Here is a 15,635-nt window from a genome sequence, read left to right on the forward strand (position 1 = left end):
ACCGGGCCGAAGAAGAACAGTCCGATCAATGCCGCGCCGCCGATCATGAAGCCGAGCACGAGCGCGGTCACGGCACCGGTGTTCTCCGATACCGTGACCGCTCGATAGGTGAGGGTGTCGTCCCCCCGCGGCGGGAGTGGGGCCGGATTCACGGATCCCACCGCGTTGCCGGACTCTCCGGGAGCCATCCACCAACCCGCGAGAACCAGCAGACCGAGCAGCGCCAGGATTCCCCCAGCTGTCGCTTCCTTCCTGGTCGCCATGTCGCCTTTCCGGTCGCTCGCGTGGCCTTCACCTGGCAAGAACTCTATGAACACGGGTGTTCGCATTCCTGAGTAGCGCACTACTCGACTTTCGGGTTTGCTCGCGCGGTCTTCCGGGGCGCGGTCGGGAACAAATGGCTCGGGGCGCCTGTTCTGCCCCATGTCACCCCTCGTGGTGACCACGCGGGAGCAGCGCATAGACTGTTCCGTCGGCAACCATGCCTCTAGTCGGTTCCGGTTCACGCCTTCTCGAAGGCGACCCGGCGACCATTGAAAGGACACCCAATGAGGGCAGGAATTCACCCCACTTACGTGGACACCACCGTGGTCTGCGGTTGTGGCAACACCTTCCAGACCAAGAGCACCAAGGAGTCGGGCCAGATCACGGTCGAGGTCTGCTCCCAGTGCCACCCGTTCTACACGGGCAAGCAGAAGATTCTGGACACCGGCGGCCGCGTGGCCCGCTTCGAGGCCCGCTACGGCAAGCGCGACAAGGCTGCCAAGTAGCTGTCCCCCCGACGCCCGTCCTGCGCTCCGCAGGCCGGGCGTCGGTGCGTTTATGGACCTACTAAGACGGGAGTAACCGCGATGGCCGACAAGACGGCCCCCAACGCGATCGACGACATCCTGGCCGAGTACCAGGGGCTGGAGACCCAGCTCGCCGACCCTTCGCTGCACAACGACCCGGGCGCGGCCCGTCGCGTCGGCAAGCGGTTCGCCGAGCTCGGCCCGATCATGTCGACCTACAACAAGCTGACCTCCGCGCGCGAGGACCTCGCCGCCGCCGAGGAGCTGGCCGCGGACGACTCGTCCTTCGCGGCCGAGGTGCCCGGTCTGCAGGCGCAGGTCGAGGAGCTGGACAAGCAGCTCACCGACCTGCTCGCGCCGCGCGACCCGCACGACGGCGACGACGTCATCCTCGAGGTGAAGTCCGGCGAGGGCGGTGAGGAGTCGGCGCTGTTCGCCTCCGATCTGGCCCGCATGTACATCCGGTACGCGGAGCGGCACGGCTGGAAGGTCGAGGTGCTCGGCGTCACCTACTCCGATCTGGACGGGTACAAGGACGCCAGCTTCTCCATCAAGAGCAAGGAGGCCTCCCGCGACGGCGTGTGGTCCAAGCTCAAGTTCGAGGGCGGCGTGCACCGCGTGCAGCGCGTGCCGGTCACCGAATCCCAAGGGCGCATTCACACTTCGGCCGCGGGCGTACTGGTCTACCCGGAGCCCGACGAGGTCGAGGAAGTCGAGATCGACGAGAAGGATCTGCGCATCGACGTGTACCGGTCCTCCGGCAAGGGCGGTCAGGGCGTCAACACCACCGACTCCGCGGTGCGCATCACCCACCTGCCCACCGGCCTGGTGGTGACCTGCCAGAACGAGCGGTCGCAGTTGCAGAACAAGATCCGCGCCAAGCAGGTCCTCGCGGCCCGGCTGCAGGCCCTGGCCGAGGAGCAGGCCGACGCCGACGCCGCGGCCGGACGCGCTTCGCAGATCCGGACGGTGGACCGTTCCGAGCGGATCCGCACCTACAACTTCCCGGAGAACCGCATCGCCGACCACCGCATCGGTTTCAAGGCCCACAACCTGGATTCCGTGCTGGACGGCAACCTCGACGACCTGTTCAACGCGCTCGGTGAGGCCGACCGCGCGGCCCGCCTGGCCGCGGAATGAGCGGCGCGCCGAACCGCCATGGACGGGAGTCCGCGACCGGAGGATCGTTTCCCACCGTGACAACGGATGTCGTGACGGTCGGAGTAGGTCCCCGGGTACGTCCAGAATCGGTTCGGCGCTCGACCGCGGGCACGGGTGCATGGCGGTCAACGGCTCTCAGGCGTCCGCTGAAGTCCCGGAGAGGCGGGGAAGCGCAGTGAGTCGTGCACCATTGCGGCCGGCCATTCGGGAGGCCGTCGACATCTTGGCCGCGGCGGGGGTCCCCAGTCCGCACGCCGACGCCGAACACCTCGCCGCCCACGTGCTGGGCGTCGATCGTGGCCGCCTGGTCCTGATGCCCATGCTCACCCCCGACCAGCTCGAGGAATTCCGCAAGCTGGTCGCCCGCCGCGCGGAACGCGTTCCGCTGCAACACCTCACGGGTACGGCCGCCATGGGGGAGATCGATCTGGCGGTCGGTCCCGGCGTCTTCGTGCCCCGCCCGGAAACCGAGTTGATCTTCGCCTGGGCGCTGGCCCGGCTGGAGGAGATCGGCCACGAACACCCGCCGATCGTCGTCGACCTGTGCACCGGCTCCGGGGCTCTGGCCCTGGCCATCGCCCACGCCCGCCCCGACGCCGAGGTGCACGCGGTCGAACTCGATCCCGAGGCGCTCGCGTGGGCCCGCCGCAACGCCCTGCAATTGGCCGACGAGGGCGACACCCCCATCGACCTGCACGCGGGCGACGTCACCGATCCGGCCATTCTCGACGACCTCAACGGCCGCGTCGACGTGGTCGTCTCCAACCCGCCCTACATCCCCGAAGACGCCCGGCTCGACCCCGAGGTCATGGACCACGACCCGCACCGCGCGTTGTTCGGCGGCCCCGACGGCCTGGACGTCATCCGCCCGATGGTGGCCACCATCGGCCGCCTGCTCCGCGACAACGGCGCGGCCGCCGTCGAACACGACGACACCAACGGCTCCGGCGTCGCCGCCCTCTTCACCGCGCACGGCGGCTTCACCGACGTGATCGAGCACCCCGACCTCGCCGGCAAACCCCGTTTCGTGGTCGCCCGCCGCATCGCGGACTGACCGCTAGCCGGGCTCGCCCTCGACCGTCACGCCGTGCCAGAAGGCGACATGGTCCTTGATCTTCCGCGCCGGCGGGCTCGGATGCGGGTAGTACCACGCCGCATCCGGATTCTCCGCGCCGTCGACCGTGACGGTGTAGTAGCTCGCGATGCCCTTCCACGGGCACACGGTGTGCTTGGCGCTCTCGCGGAAGTACTCGCTCTTCAGGGACTCCACCGGAAAGTACTGATTGCCCTCGACCTCCACGGTCGTGGCGGCCTCGGCGATGACCGTCCCGTTCCAGATCGCACGCATCATGAGTCCGTGCCTCCTTCGTCCACGCGAGCCTATGCCCGTCGCGAGCCCGCCGCCCGGGCGGTTGCCGGGTCTCGCCGGGTCCCGGCGCGCCACCCGGCAAGTCCTGGCGGGGGCTGGTGCGTGGCACCGGGGAAGTCCTGATGGGGGTTCGGGGGCGTAGCCCCCGGAGTGCTCGGGGTTTCAGGGGCGGGCTTGCCCCGGGGCCGAGAGGGGGAGCCGCGAGCTGTCGCGAGTTGATTCATGCCAAGATGTCAGCCGTGAGTACCGTCTACGACTGTGCCGATCCCGACTCCCGCGCCGCCGGTCTGAGTGCCGCGCGCAGCACGCTGAAGAGCGGTCGATTGGCCGTCATCCCGACCGACACGCTGTACGGAATCGCCGCCGACGCGTTCGACAGTCAGGCGGTGGGCGCGTTGCTGGCCGCCAAACGGCGCGGTCGCGATATGCCGGTGCCGGTGCTGGTCGGGTCGTGGACCACGATCGACGGGCTGGTGTATTCGGTGCGCCCGCAGGCGCGGGAACTGATCCGCGCGTTCTGGCCGGGTGGCCTGAGTCTGGTTGTGCAGCAAGCGCCTTCGCTGGCCTGGGATCTGGGTGACGCGCGTGGCACGGTGATGCTGCGCATGCCGCTGCATCCGGTGGCGCTGGAGCTGCTGCGCGAGGTGGGCCCGCTCGCGGTGTCGAGCGCGAACGTGTCGGGGCAGCCGCCGGCCGCCACGGTGGGGGAGGCGCAGGCGCAGCTGGGCGATCTGGTCGGTGTGTATCTGGACGGTGGTCCGGCCGATCACGCGGTGGCGTCCACCATCGTGGATCTGACCGCGGACACCCCGCGGGTGTTGCGTGAGGGCGCGGTGCCGATCGAGAAGATCGCGGAGGTGCTCGGTATGTCGCCCGAGGAACTCCGTCAGGCCGGCGCGCGCTGACGGCCAGCTGGATGCTTCTGAGTCAGGGCGTATTCAGCCAGGGCGCGGTCGTCCCGCTGCGGGAGCTGCTGCTGGTGCTGCTGGCCGCCGCGGTCATCGCCTTCCTGAGCACGGGCGGAATCCGGGTGCTGGCCATCGCCTTCGGCGCGGTGGCGATTCCGCGGGAACGCGATGTGCACGTGAAGCCGATTCCGCGGATGGGCGGCCTGGCCATCTATCTGGGTCTGGTGGCCGCCGTCCTGTTCGCGCATCAGCTGCCCGCCTTGCGCCGGGGCTTCGACTATCCCAAGGACATTCCCGCGGTGCTGGCCGCGGCGACGCTGATCGTGCTGGTCGGCATCATCGACGACCGCTGGGGCCTGGACTGGCTGACCAAGCTGGTGGGGCAGATCACCGCGGCGGGCGTGATGGCGGTGATGGGCCTGAGCTGGGTGGCCATCTACAACCCGTTCACCAACGAGACGGTGGTGCTGGATCCGCTGCAGGGCGGTCTGGTGACGGTGGGCATCACGGTGACCGTGGTGAACGCCATGAATTTCGTGGACGGTCTGGACGGATTGGCCGCGGGCCTGGGGTTCATCGCGGCGGTCGCGGTTTTCGTGTTCACCGTGGGGTTGCTCTACGAAGTGGGCGGTTCCACCGATACGTATCCGCCCGCGTTGCTGGCGGCCGCCCTCGCGGGCGCGTGCCTGGGATTTCTGCCACACAATTTCTCACCGGCCCGCATTTTCATGGGGGATACCGGATCCATGCTGATCGGATTGATGCTGGCGGCGGTGTCGACCGGCGCGTCCGGGCGAATTCCGCTGCAGGGTTACGGCCCGCGCGACATCGTGGGTCTGTTGTCACCGTTGTTGCTGGTGGGTGCGGTGATGTTCATTCCGGTACTTGATCTTGTCTTGGCCGTGGTGCGCCGAGTGCGCGCGGGTGTGAGTTTCTCCACCCCGGACAAAATGCATCTGCATCACCGTTTGCTGCAGATCGGGCATTCGCAGCGCCGCGTGGTGCTGGTGATCTATCTGTGGGTGAGCGTGTTCGCATTCGGCGCGGTCGGCACCTCGTTGATCTCCGATCGCCGCCTGGTGGTGCTGCTGTTCGCGGCCGGGCTGGTTTTCGCGCTGATCGTCACCGCGGTGCCGTCCTGGCGGGAACTGAGGATCAACTCGGTTCGCAAACCGCCGCGTGGGCGCGATCGCGCCGCCGGGTAGAGTTGCTGTCCGTGAGCACGCCTTCCGATCCCGGTCCTGACGCCCCGCTGCGCGCGGCACTGCGCTACGGCATCGCCGGTTTGGCTGTGCTGGTTGTGGTTTCGGCGATTCTGTCGTCGATCTTCGCCGGTCTGCCCGGCCTGTGGGGCGCCCTCATCGGCTCCGCCCTGGGTGGCGCGTTCATTCTGACCACGGCCGCCTCGGTGCTGTTCAGCGCCAAGATCGAAACGGGCCTGCAGGGCCTGGTGCTGCTGGGCAGCTGGGTCGGAAAGCTGCTGCTGGCAGTGATTGTCGTCGCAGTGCTGCAGAACTACGACTTCTACAGCCGCGGCGCGCTCTTCCTGACCGTGGTCGGCGCCCTGCTCATCGTGCTCGGCGCGGAGACCTACGGCCTTCTGCGCCAACGGGTTCCGACCGTTCACGTCGAGCGCGACCTGTAGCCGGAGACCCTCCGGCGCGGCCGTCGAAACATCGTTCATCCGGCGTTTCCACGACCCCCTACGCATTGTCGTAGATAACTTGATAAACTCTTTACCTGTAGCCAACCGAATCAACAGGGGGGGTCGCCTGAGACCCGCCTGAGAGCAGGTTATGCTTACAGCCGTACCGGACCCTTTCGGGTCACGGTTCTGCACCGTCGACGATGTCGCCGACGCGCGTACAGACGCCAGGGCGTGACTGCCACAGCTGCTGACGAACTTCGAGCCGACCTGAGTCGACCCACCAGATCGTCAATGTCCGATCGAACCGCAGGAGAAAACTATCTCCTGGCGGCCGACCACGGGAGAGAACGCTGAGCGTCACCATTTTGGCAGGCGAGTTCCACGCGCCGTCACTCAACGACTTCTTCCCTCCAGCAGTGCTGTTCGAGGGGACGCCTTTCGAGCTCGACCGTTTGATGCTCATTCGCATCCTGATGTCGGTCGTTCTCGTGGCAGTCATGTTCGCCGCTTTCCGTCGGCCTCAGCTGGTTCCGCGCGGACTGCAGAATGTCGCCGAATCAGGTCTGGTGTTCGTCAAGGAGCAGATCTGCGACGAGGTGCTCGGCAAGGAATCCGGTAAGAAGTTCTTCCCGCTCATCGCGTCGATCTTCTTCACCGTGCTGTTCCTGAACATCTCGGGTGTTATTCCCGGTCTGAACATCTCGTCGAACGCGCGCATCGGCATGCCGCTGGTGCTGGCCGTCGTCGCCTACGTCACCTTCAACTACGTGGGCATCAAGAAGTACGGCTTCCTGAAATACATGCGCTCGTCCATCGTGGTGCCGAATGTGCCGGCCGCGCTGCACGTGCTGCTGATCCCCATCGAGTTCATCTCGACCTTCGTGTTGCGCCCGTTCACGCTCACCGTCCGTCTTATGGCGAACATGCTGGCAGGCCACATCATGTTGGTGCTGTTCTTCAGTGCCACCCAGTTCTTCCTGTTCGATGCCGCCTCCTGGATGAAGGTGTTCTCGCCGTTCTCGCTGCTCGCGGGCTTCGGCTTCACCCTCTTCGAGCTGCTGGTGGTCTTCCTGCAGGCGTACGTGTTCGCGCTGCTGACCGCTGTCTACATCGGTCTGGCGCAGCACGCCGACTCTCACTGACCGACCGCACCAACTCCATAAACCTGCCTTCCACGCCGCCCGGCGGGTGGGCGACAGAAAGGGAATGAAACACACATGAGCACCCTCTCGTACCTGGCTGCTGAAGTTGCCGAGTCCAAGTCCAAGGGCTTCGGCGCCATCGGTTACGGCCTCGCTGCGATCGGCCCCGGCATCGGTGTGGGCATCGTCGTCGGTAAGGCCATCGAGGGCATCGCCCGCCAGCCCGAGCTGATGGGCACCATCCGGACCAACATGTTCCTGGGTATCGCGTTCACCGAGGCCCTGGCGCTGATCGGTCTCGTCGCCGGCTTCATTTTCTGATTCCGGCCAAAGACTAGGAATCAACGATGAACAGCACCTATCTGCTTGCGGCTGAGGGGTCTGACGAAGTCAACCCCCTCATCCCCGAGCCGTACGACATCTTCTGGTCTGCGGTCGTCTTCATCGTTATCGCCTTCGTCTTCGCCAAGTACGTCGTCCCGCGCCTGACCCAGGTGCTGGACGAGCGTTCGCAGAAGATCGAGGGCGGTATCGCCAAGGCCGAGGCCGTGCAGGCCGAGGCGCAGGCCACCCTGCAGCAGTACCAGGAGCAGCTGGCCGAGGCTCGCCTCGAGGCCGCTCGCATCCGCGAGGAAGCCCGCACCCAGGGTGCGGCCATCCTGTCGCAGATGCGCACCGATGCGCAGGCCGAGGCCGACCGCATCGTGGCCGCCGGCCACTCGCAGCTGGAGGCACAGCGCCAGCAGATCGTGACCGAGCTGCGGTCCGAACTGGGCCGTACCGCGGTCGACCTGGCCGAGAAGATCATCGGTCAGTCGGTGGCCGACGAGGCCAAGCAGGCGGCGTCGATCGACCGGTTCCTCGCGGAACTGGACGCGAACGCCGGCATCGGGGTCGGAAGGTAACGAACCGAAAGTGGGAAGCATGTACGCAGCGAGCCGCGAGGCGAGTTCCCGTGCGCGGGAAGCTCTTCGGGCCGCTCTGACCGGTAGCGACACCGTCGCGGCTACTACGGGGTCGGAACTGTTCGCCGTTGTCGCCGTCCTCGACGACCAGCGTTCGCTGCGTGTGGCGCTCGCGGATAAGTCGGTGTCGAGCTCGGCGCGCGCCGAGCTGGCCGAACGCGTCTTCGGCGGCAAGATCAGCGGTACCACGCTGGCCGTGCTGACCACGGCCGTGGCCCAGGACTGGTCGCGCGCCCGGGATCTGGTCGACACGCTGGTTCTGCTCGGCCGCGAGGCGCTGCTGCGCGCCGCGGACGAGCGTGGCCGCCTGACCGCGGTCGAGGACGAGCTGTTCCGGCTGGCCCGGATCATCGACGACAACCCGGACCTGGAGCAGGCGCTGCAGGACCACGGCAAGCCGGCGGAAGCCAAGCTGGCCCTGGTGCAGCGTCTGCTCGCCGGCAAGGTCGAGGACATCACCCTGCAGCTGGTCGACCAGGCCGTGCTGCGCCACAAGGGCGATGTCGGCGGCGCCATCGACGAGCTGTCCGACCTGGCGGCTTCGCTCCGGGAGCAGATCGTGGCGCACGTCCGTGCCGCGGTGGCCCTGACGCCGCAGCAGCGCGAGCACCTGGCTGCTTCGCTGCAGCGCATCTACGACAAGCCCGTCACGGTGCACGTGCAGGAAGACCCGAGCCTGCTGGCCGGCGTCGTCGTGCGCGTCGGCGACGACCTGATCGACGGCAGCGCCGTCGGCCGCCTCCAGCGCTTGCGTCAGTCTCTCGCTTAAGAGACAAACGCACGGAGTTTGATTTTCGGCTCCGCCGAAGAGCGCAGTAACACACCGACATTCGAGACCACAGCGAGAGCAGGAAGAACATGGCGGAGCTGACGATCTCCCCCGATGAGATCCGTAGCGCGATCGAGAGCTACACCCAGAGCTACACCCCCGAGACCTCCATCGAAGAGGTCGGTGTCGTCACCGACACCGGCGACGGTATCGCCCACATCAGCGGCCTGCCGTCCGCGATGGCCAACGAGCTGCTGGAGTTCCCGGGCGGCGTCCTCGGCGTGGCGCTGAACCTGGAGGACACCGAGATCGGCGCCGTCGTCCTGGGTGAGTTCGACACCCTGGAAGAGGGCCAGCAGGTCCGCCGCACCGGCGACGTGCTCTCGGTCCCCGTGGGCGACAAGTTCCTGGGCCGCGTCATCGACCCGCTGGGCGCCCCGATCGACGGCCTGGGCGAGATCGAGGCCGACGAGCGCCGCGTGCTCGAGCTGCAGGCCGCCACCGTGCTGGAGCGTCAGCCGGTCGGTGAGCCGATGGCCACCGGCATCACCGCCATCGACGCCCTGACCGCCATCGGCCGCGGCCAGCGTCAGCTGGTCATCGGTGACCGCAAGACCGGTAAGACCGCGGTCTGCATCGACGCGATCATCAACCAGAAGGCCAACTGGGCCACCGGCGATCCGTCGAAGCAGGTGCGCTGCATCTACGTCGCGATCGGCCAGAAGGGCTCCACCATCGCGGGCGTGAAGTCGGCCCTCGAGGCGCACGGCGCGATGGAGTACACCACCATCGTCGCGGCCCCGGCCTCCGACTCCGCCGGCTTCAAGTGGCTGGCCCCCTACACCGGTTCGGCCCTCGGCCAGCACTGGATGTACCAGGGCAAGCACGTCCTGATCGTGTTCGACGACCTGTCGAAGCAGGCCGAGGCCTACCGCGCCATCTCGCTGCTGCTGCGTCGCCCGCCGGGCCGCGAGGCGTACCCGGGTGACGTCTTCTACCTGCACTCGCGTCTGCTGGAGCGTTGCGCGAAGCTGTCCGACGAGCTGGGCGCGGGCTCGATGACCGGTCTGCCGATCATCGAGACCAAGGCCAACGACGTCTCGGCGTTCATCCCGACCAACGTCATCTCCATCACCGACGGCCAGGTGTTCCTGGAGTCGGACCTCTTCAACAAGGGTGTCCGCCCGGCCATCAACGTCGGTATCTCGGTGTCCCGAGTCGGTGGTGCCGCGCAGACCAAGGCCATGAAGAAGGTCTCCGGTTCGCTGCGTCTGGAGCTGGCCTCCTACCGTGAGCTCGAGGCGTTCTCCGCCTTCGCCTCCGACCTGGACGCCGCGTCGCTGGCTCAGCTGGAGCGTGGCGCGCGCTGGGTCGAGCTGCTGAAGCAGGACCAGTACGCCCCGGTTTCCGTTGAGGACCAGGTCGTCTCGCTGTACCTGGTCGACGGTGGCTACTACGACTCCGTGCCGGTCGGCGACATCCGTCGCTTCAACGCCGAGCTGCTCGAGAACCTGCACGCCTCCGTGCAGTCCTCCTTCGACGCCCTGCAGGGCGGCGCCAAGGTGCTCGAGGGCGACGCCGCCGACGCCATCAAGGCCGCGACCGACAAGTTCAAGCAGGGCTTCCTGGCTTCCGACGGCTCGCGGGTCGTCGAGGCCGAGGCCGGTCAGCTGGACCACGAAGAGGTCGAGTCCCTCTCGGTCACCCGCAAGCACGTCGAGAAGTAATCGAGACGAGCACATGCGACTGACCGAATCGACGAATGAAGGGAGTGTGAACCGCTAATGCCAAGCGTGCGCGAATTGCGCTCCCGCATTCGTTCCGTGAGCTCGATCAAGAAGATCACCAAGGCTCAGGAACTGATCGCCACTTCGCGAATCAGCAAGGCGCAGGCCCGAGTTGCCGCGGCCAAGCCGTACGCGGAGGAGATCACCAAGGTGCTCGCCGAATTGGCGAGCGCCAGTGGGAATCTCAATCACCCGCTGCTGACCGAGCGTGAGAACGCCCGCCGCGCGGCCGTTCTGGTCATCACCTCCGACCGCGGTATGTGCGGTGGTTACAACTCCAACGTGCTCAAGCGCGCCGAGGAGCTCATGACCACCCTGCGCTCCGAGGGCAAGGAGCCGGTGCTGTATGTGATGGGCGCGAAGGGCCTGACCTACTACACCTTCCGCAAGCGGACGGTGAACGGGTCCTGGCTGGGCTTCTCGCAGCAGCCCAACTACGTGGACGCCTCGGCCGCCTGCAACCACCTGGTGGAAGCGTTCATGGCCGGGTCCGACGGCGAGGTCGTCAACCCCCACGGGGGCGAGACCATGGCCGGCGTCGACGAACTGCACATCGTCTACACGCGTTTCGTGTCGATGCTGTCGCAGCAGCCCGAGGTGCGTCGCCTGGCCCCGATCCAGGTGACGTTCGTGGACGAGAACTTCGACATGGGTCCGGACAGCTTCTCCGACTCCGAGTCTGCGGAGATCAAGCCGCAGTACGAGTTCGAGCCGGACGCGGATCGCCTGCTGGGCGCGCTGCTGCCGAAGTACGTCAACACTCGGATCTACTCGTCGCTGCTCGAAGCAGCGGCATCGGAGTCGGCTGCGCGCCGCACCGCCATGAAGGCCGCGACGGACAACGCCACGGATCTGGTCAACTCGCTGACCCGAACCGCGAACTCGTTGCGCCAGGCGCAGATTACGCAGGAAATCACGGAAATCGTCGGTGGTGCCAATGCACTGGCGGCGAGCTCGGACCTCGACTAAGGCCCAGGAAGAGAACCAATGACCGCAGCTACTGAAACCCGGGTCGGCACTGGCCGTGTCGCCCGCGTCATCGGACCCGTCGTGGACGTCGAGTTCCCGCGCGGTTCGATTCCCGACCTGTACAACGCCCTGAACGTGGACATCGCGCTCGCGTCCGTGGCCAAGACCCTGACCCTCGAGGTCGCGCAGCACCTGGGCGACAACATCGTTCGCACCATCTCGATGCAGCCGACCGACGGTCTGGTCCGTGGCGCCGAGGTGCGCGACACCGGCAAGCCGATCTCGGTGCCCGTCGGTGACGTCGTCAAGGGCCACGTGTTCAACGCCCTCGGTGACTGCCTCGACACCCCCGGTCTGGGCCGCGACGGCGAGCAGTGGGGCATCCACCGCCAGCCGCCCGCCTTCGACCAGCTCGAGGGCAAGACCGAGATCCTCGAGACCGGCATCAAGGTCATCGACCTGCTGACCCCGTACGTCAAGGGCGGCAAGATCGGTCTGTTCGGTGGTGCCGGTGTCGGCAAGACCGTTCTGATCCAGGAGATGATCACCCGTATCGCGCGTGAGTTCTCCGGTACGTCCGTGTTCGCGGGCGTCGGTGAGCGCACCCGTGAGGGCACCGACCTCCACCTCGAAATGGAAGAGATGGGCGTCCTTCAGGACACCGCCCTCGTCTTCGGCCAGATGGACGAGCCGCCGGGCACGCGTATGCGCGTCGCCCTCTCGGCGCTGACCATGGCCGAGTACTTCCGCGACGTCCAGAACCAGGACGTGCTGCTGTTCATCGACAACATCTTCCGGTTCACCCAGGCCGGTTCCGAGGTCTCGACCCTGCTGGGTCGTATGCCTTCGGCCGTCGGTTACCAGCCGACCCTGGCGGACGAGATGGGTCAGCTGCAGGAGCGCATCACCTCGACCCGTGGCCGCTCGATCACCTCGATGCAGGCGATCTACGTGCCCGCGGACGACTACACCGACCCCGCGCCGGCCACCACCTTCGCGCACCTGGACGCCACCACCGAGCTGTCGCGTCCGATTTCGCAGAAGGGCATCTACCCGGCCGTCGACCCGCTGTCGTCGACCTCGCGAATCCTCGAGGCCTCGATCGTCGGCGAGCGTCACTTCCGGGTGGCCAACGAGGTCAAGCGAATCCTGCAGAAGTACAAGGAACTCCAGGACATCATCGCGATTCTGGGTATGGACGAGCTCTCCGAAGAGGACAAGGTCCTCGTCGGTCGCGCCCGTCGCCTGGAGAAGTTCCTGGGCCAGAACTTCATCGTGGCCGAGAAGTTCACCGGCCAGGAGGGTTCCGTCGTGCCGCTGGAGCAGACCATCGACGACTTCGATCGGGTCTGCAAGGGCGAGTTCGACCACCTGCCCGAGCAGGCGTTCAATTCGTGTGGTGGTCTCGACGACGTCGAGGCCGCTGCGAAGAAGATCGCCGGGAAGTAGTCACCCATGGCTACTGGGTCTGATTCAAATACCATGTCCGTTGACCTGGTCGCCGTCGAGCGACTGCTGTGGTCGGGCCGCGCGTCTTTCGTGTCGGCCCAGACCACGGAGGGTGAGATCGGTATCCTCGCCGGCCACGAGCCGCTGCTCGGCCAGCTGGTCGAGGGCGGCACCGTGACCATCGTGTCCGACGACAACGAGCGTGTTGTCGTGGCCGTGCACGGCGGATTCTTCTCCGTCACCGCCACTTCGGTGCGTGTGCTGGCCGAGTCCGCCGACTTCGCCTTCGACATCGACGAGGCGGCCGCCAAGGCCGTCGTCGCCGATGCGGACGCGAGCCCGGCCGCGCTGGCCAAGGCACAGGGCCAGCTGCGGGCGGTCGAGAAGGCCGCTGCGGCCCACTAGCTCGACGCTGAGACAACGGCGGCGGCCCCGGGGAAATCCCCGGGGCCGCCGCTGTTTTCGTGCTTCTACACTCCGAAGACCACACGCGCGCCCGGTATCGGCCGGGCGCGCGTGCCGCTTCTCACTGGAAGGTGAGAATCGGCTTGATCGTGGTGCCGTGGTGGGCGTCGGCCAGCGCGGTGTCGATGTCGCTGAACGCGTAGGTCTTACTGATCTTCTCGATCGGGAACTTGCCCTCGGCATGCCACCGCAGCAGCTGCGGAATGAACTTCTGCGGATCGCCGCTGCCCTCGATGCATCCGCGAACGGCCTTGCCGTTGCCGGTGAGGTGGCCGATCTCGAGGTCCATGCTGGCCTCGCCGAGGCCGACGAGCACCAGGGTGCCCATGGGCGCCAAGGCTTCCAGGCCCTTGGCGATCACGGCATTGACGGCCGTGGTGTCGAGGGCGAAGTTCGCGCCGCCGCCGGTGGCCGCGATGATCTGCGCCACCACGTCGTCGGCCGCGCCGTCGATGGTGACGTCCGCGCCCAGCTCCTTGGCCACGGCCAGGCGGTCCGCGGAAAGGTCGATCGCCACAATGGTTCCCGCGCCGATGGCCCGGGCCGCCATGAGCGCCGCCATGCCGACGCCGCCCACGCCGAAGATGGCGATCGAGTCGTTCGGGCCCGGCTTCATGACATTGGCGACCGCGCCCGCACCGGTCTGCACGCCGCAGCCGAACGGGGAGGTGGCGACCAGGTCGACCTCCTTGTCCACGACCACGATGCTGCGCGCCGACACCAGTGCGTGGGTGGCGAAACTCGATTGTCCGAAGAACGCGCCCATGACGCGCTCGCCATTGTTGCTCAGCGGCGAGGTGAAATCGGAGCGGCCGCCCGAGGTGTTCAGAATGACGAAATTCTCGCAATAGGGCGGAAGCCCATTGGTGCATCGAGAACACGTGCCGCAACTGGCGTAGGTGAGCAGCACATGGTCGCCCACTTCGATTCCGGTTACTTCCGAGCCGATCTGCTCCACGATGCCCGCGCCCTCGTGTCCGAGGACGATCGGCAGCTCGGCGGGAAACACGCTCTTGGAGACCAGGTCGGTGTGGCAGACGCCGGTGGCGACGATGCGCACCAGCACCTCGCCCGGACGGGGTTCCTCGAGGCTGAGGGTCTCCATCGAGAAGGGCGCATCGGCTCCTCGGGCCACCGCAGCGGTAATTTCCACGGAATCTCCTTCCAAGACATCCCAATTGTCGGGAGCATAAGAACGTGTTCCAGTTTACGGCCATCGGCGATCCCGCTCAGTGGTCCCGTGGGTGGTCTCGTGGACGGCGGACCTGTAGGCCGCTACGGATACCGGATCGTTCGCCGGGTAATAGCTCTCGCGTCAACCCGGTGTGGTTGAATGCAATCGCCGATCACCGGGTTGTGATCTGAAGCGCCCGGCAGTGGGTCGGCAATTCCCGCATTCTCAGCTTTACCTCCACGATGCAACAGCACGATGAGCGAGGGGTTGACGAGCAGGCTTCGAATGGGCACATGGGGGGTCACCGTCGCCGTCGTCACGGTCGCGGTCGGAGTCCTCGCACCGGGTACGGCTGCCGCGGATGTCACGGTCCCACTGCCCGACGGGCGTATCGAGGGCCCGGGGGTCACGATCACGAGTGTCGGTGAGCGCGCGATCATTTCGCCGTCGCTGGCCTCCAACGGCGCGGGCCGGACCTCGTGGGTGACGGGCAATGTCACCGCCGAGGTGGAGACCCCGGAGGGGGATGTCGGTCCCAACAACGGTCCGCTGAATTTTCCCGGCACCAATAACTCGGGAACGCACGGATCGTCCAACCTCACCACCGGCTACATCGTCGGCTGTCAGGTCGCGCTGGGTCAGTTGAGCGCGAACGCCGCGGTCCTCGTCAGCTCCACGCCCGCCCTGACCGGTGGGTTCAGCTTCCCGCTCTCGCCCGGTCAGGTGCAGTGGGTGGCGATCAACAACATCGAGTTGGTCAAGAGCGGCGCCTACACCATCAACTATCAGGACATCCCGATGGAGATCCAGGGCTGCGGCGGTTACGCGCAGGCCCGCCAGGTCTCCGTGGTCGAGATCATCGGTGTCGACTACCACAAGGTCACCCTCTACGGACAGCCGTTCAGCAGCGGCTGACATATATCTTCGACGCCTCGCTGAACAGGGCATTCATCACATTCGGTGGATGGCCGGACTCCGCGTTTCCGCGGTCGCTACTATCGACCGAAAGCGGGGCCCGGCTTCCGGCCGGTCAGTGAT

At 66.7% G+C, this 15,635-nt stretch carries 17 protein-coding genes; 15 read left to right on the forward strand and 2 right to left on the reverse strand.

The genetic code is table 11. The annotated features are described in order from the left end of the window. Nucleotides 1-548 precede the first annotated feature (548 nt). The 3 genes from rpmE to prmC all read left to right on the forward strand — a co-directional run bounded on the left by rpmE (nucleotide 549) and on the right by prmC (nucleotide 3,006). A complete protein-coding gene (gene rpmE, locus ACQPYY_RS05835; RefSeq protein WP_357098869.1) occupies nucleotides 549-770 on the forward strand; it encodes a 50S ribosomal protein L31 in 222 nt (73 codons plus the stop codon). Between the two features lie 81 nt (nucleotides 771-851). Further along, nucleotides 852-1,931 carry a peptide chain release factor 1 gene (gene prfA, locus ACQPYY_RS05840; protein WP_357289676.1) on the forward strand — a complete coding sequence of 360 codons (1,080 nt, stop codon included), beginning with the start codon at nucleotides 852-854 and terminating at the stop codon, nucleotides 1,929-1,931. Nucleotides 1,932-2,127: 196 nt separating this feature from the next. After that, nucleotides 2,128-3,006 carry a peptide chain release factor N(5)-glutamine methyltransferase gene (gene prmC, locus ACQPYY_RS05845; RefSeq protein ID WP_379105657.1) on the forward strand — a complete coding sequence of 293 codons (879 nt, stop codon included), beginning with the start codon at nucleotides 2,128-2,130 and terminating at the stop codon, nucleotides 3,004-3,006. 3 nt (nucleotides 3,007-3,009) lie between these two features. Here prmC and ACQPYY_RS05850 read toward each other — a convergent pair whose 3' ends face one another. Next, complete coding sequence (locus ACQPYY_RS05850) at nucleotides 3,010-3,303, reverse strand: DUF427 domain-containing protein (RefSeq protein ID WP_433592993.1); 294 nt, start codon at nucleotides 3,301-3,303, stop codon at nucleotides 3,010-3,012. Between the two features lie 257 nt (nucleotides 3,304-3,560). Between ACQPYY_RS05850 and ACQPYY_RS05855 the strand changes: the two genes are divergently transcribed. The 11 genes from ACQPYY_RS05855 (at nucleotide 3,561) to ACQPYY_RS05905 (ending at nucleotide 13,363) form a co-directional block, all read left to right on the forward strand. After that, nucleotides 3,561-4,226, forward strand: coding sequence for an L-threonylcarbamoyladenylate synthase (locus ACQPYY_RS05855; RefSeq protein ID WP_357289668.1), 666 nt, complete (start codon nucleotides 3,561-3,563; stop codon nucleotides 4,224-4,226). 11 nt (nucleotides 4,227-4,237) lie between these two features. Continuing rightward, nucleotides 4,238-5,434, forward strand: a complete 1,197-nt coding sequence (locus ACQPYY_RS05860) for an MraY family glycosyltransferase (RefSeq protein ID WP_357289665.1) — start codon at nucleotides 4,238-4,240, stop codon at nucleotides 5,432-5,434. A 2-nt stretch (nucleotides 5,435-5,436) separates the two neighbouring features. Then, a complete protein-coding gene (locus tag ACQPYY_RS05865; protein ID WP_379105661.1) occupies nucleotides 5,437-5,874 on the forward strand; it encodes a hypothetical protein in 438 nt (145 codons plus the stop codon). A gap of 419 nt (nucleotides 5,875-6,293) precedes the next feature. Further along, on the forward strand, nucleotides 6,294-7,019 hold the full coding sequence (gene atpB, locus ACQPYY_RS05870) for a F0F1 ATP synthase subunit A (protein WP_357098873.1): 726 nt from the start codon (nucleotides 6,294-6,296) through the stop codon (nucleotides 7,017-7,019). A 75-nt stretch (nucleotides 7,020-7,094) separates the two neighbouring features. Further along, complete coding sequence (locus tag ACQPYY_RS05875) at nucleotides 7,095-7,340, forward strand: ATP synthase F0 subunit C (protein WP_357289659.1); 246 nt, start codon at nucleotides 7,095-7,097, stop codon at nucleotides 7,338-7,340. A 26-nt stretch (nucleotides 7,341-7,366) separates the two neighbouring features. Further along, the gene (locus tag ACQPYY_RS05880) at nucleotides 7,367-7,924 is read left to right on the forward strand and encodes a F0F1 ATP synthase subunit B (protein ID WP_357289658.1); all 558 of its coding nucleotides are present in this window, start codon (nucleotides 7,367-7,369) and stop codon (nucleotides 7,922-7,924) included. A 19-nt stretch (nucleotides 7,925-7,943) separates the two neighbouring features. Next, the gene (locus tag ACQPYY_RS05885; protein WP_379105665.1) at nucleotides 7,944-8,753 is read left to right on the forward strand and encodes a F0F1 ATP synthase subunit delta; all 810 of its coding nucleotides are present in this window, start codon (nucleotides 7,944-7,946) and stop codon (nucleotides 8,751-8,753) included. 89 nt (nucleotides 8,754-8,842) lie between these two features. Beyond that, on the forward strand, nucleotides 8,843-10,480 hold the full coding sequence (gene atpA, locus ACQPYY_RS05890) for a F0F1 ATP synthase subunit alpha (RefSeq protein WP_433592994.1): 1,638 nt from the start codon (nucleotides 8,843-8,845) through the stop codon (nucleotides 10,478-10,480). Nucleotides 10,481-10,537: 57 nt separating this feature from the next. Next, complete coding sequence (locus tag ACQPYY_RS05895) at nucleotides 10,538-11,509, forward strand: F0F1 ATP synthase subunit gamma (protein ID WP_379105669.1); 972 nt, start codon at nucleotides 10,538-10,540, stop codon at nucleotides 11,507-11,509. Between the two features lie 18 nt (nucleotides 11,510-11,527). After that, nucleotides 11,528-12,958, forward strand: coding sequence for a F0F1 ATP synthase subunit beta (gene atpD, locus ACQPYY_RS05900; protein ID WP_357289649.1), 1,431 nt, complete (start codon nucleotides 11,528-11,530; stop codon nucleotides 12,956-12,958). A gap of 33 nt (nucleotides 12,959-12,991) precedes the next feature. Beyond that, on the forward strand, nucleotides 12,992-13,363 hold the full coding sequence (locus ACQPYY_RS05905; protein WP_379105672.1) for a F0F1 ATP synthase subunit epsilon: 372 nt from the start codon (nucleotides 12,992-12,994) through the stop codon (nucleotides 13,361-13,363). Nucleotides 13,364-13,484: 121 nt separating this feature from the next. Here the strand turns inward: ACQPYY_RS05905 and ACQPYY_RS05910 are convergent, their stop codons facing one another. Beyond that, on the reverse strand, nucleotides 13,485-14,576 hold the full coding sequence (locus tag ACQPYY_RS05910) for an NAD(P)-dependent alcohol dehydrogenase (RefSeq protein WP_433592995.1): 1,092 nt from the start codon (nucleotides 14,574-14,576) through the stop codon (nucleotides 13,485-13,487). Nucleotides 14,577-14,882: 306 nt separating this feature from the next. Between ACQPYY_RS05910 and ACQPYY_RS05915 the strand changes: the two genes are divergently transcribed. Next, nucleotides 14,883-15,512: an MspA family porin gene (locus tag ACQPYY_RS05915; protein WP_433592996.1), complete on the forward strand. Its 630-nt coding sequence runs from the start codon at nucleotides 14,883-14,885 to the stop codon at nucleotides 15,510-15,512. The last annotated feature ends 123 nt before the right edge of the window (nucleotides 15,513-15,635 follow it).

It is taken from the genome of Nocardia sp. CA-145437 (assembly GCF_050956485.1).
GTDB lineage: Bacteria > Actinomycetota > Actinomycetes > Mycobacteriales > Mycobacteriaceae > Nocardia.

Coding starts and splice junctions, on each gene's coding strand:
- rpmE (WP_357098869.1), top strand. CDS start 549: ATGAGGGCAGGAATTCACCCCACTTACGTGGACACCACCGTGGTCTGC.
- prfA (WP_357289676.1), top strand. CDS start 852: ATGGCCGACAAGACGGCCCCCAACGCGATCGACGACATCCTGGCCGAG.
- ACQPYY_RS05850 (WP_433592993.1), bottom strand. CDS start 3,303: ATGATGCGTGCGATCTGGAACGGGACGGTCATCGCCGAGGCCGCCACG.
- ACQPYY_RS05860 (WP_357289665.1), top strand. CDS start 4,238: ATGCTTCTGAGTCAGGGCGTATTCAGCCAGGGCGCGGTCGTCCCGCTG.
- ACQPYY_RS05875 (WP_357289659.1), top strand. CDS start 7,095: ATGAGCACCCTCTCGTACCTGGCTGCTGAAGTTGCCGAGTCCAAGTCC.
- ACQPYY_RS05880 (WP_357289658.1), top strand. CDS start 7,367: ATGAACAGCACCTATCTGCTTGCGGCTGAGGGGTCTGACGAAGTCAAC.
- ACQPYY_RS05885 (WP_379105665.1), top strand. CDS start 7,944: ATGTACGCAGCGAGCCGCGAGGCGAGTTCCCGTGCGCGGGAAGCTCTT.
- atpA (WP_433592994.1), top strand. CDS start 8,843: ATGGCGGAGCTGACGATCTCCCCCGATGAGATCCGTAGCGCGATCGAG.
- ACQPYY_RS05895 (WP_379105669.1), top strand. CDS start 10,538: ATGCCAAGCGTGCGCGAATTGCGCTCCCGCATTCGTTCCGTGAGCTCG.
- atpD (WP_357289649.1), top strand. CDS start 11,528: ATGACCGCAGCTACTGAAACCCGGGTCGGCACTGGCCGTGTCGCCCGC.
- ACQPYY_RS05905 (WP_379105672.1), top strand. CDS start 12,992: ATGTCCGTTGACCTGGTCGCCGTCGAGCGACTGCTGTGGTCGGGCCGC.
- ACQPYY_RS05915 (WP_433592996.1), top strand. CDS start 14,883: ATGGGCACATGGGGGGTCACCGTCGCCGTCGTCACGGTCGCGGTCGGA.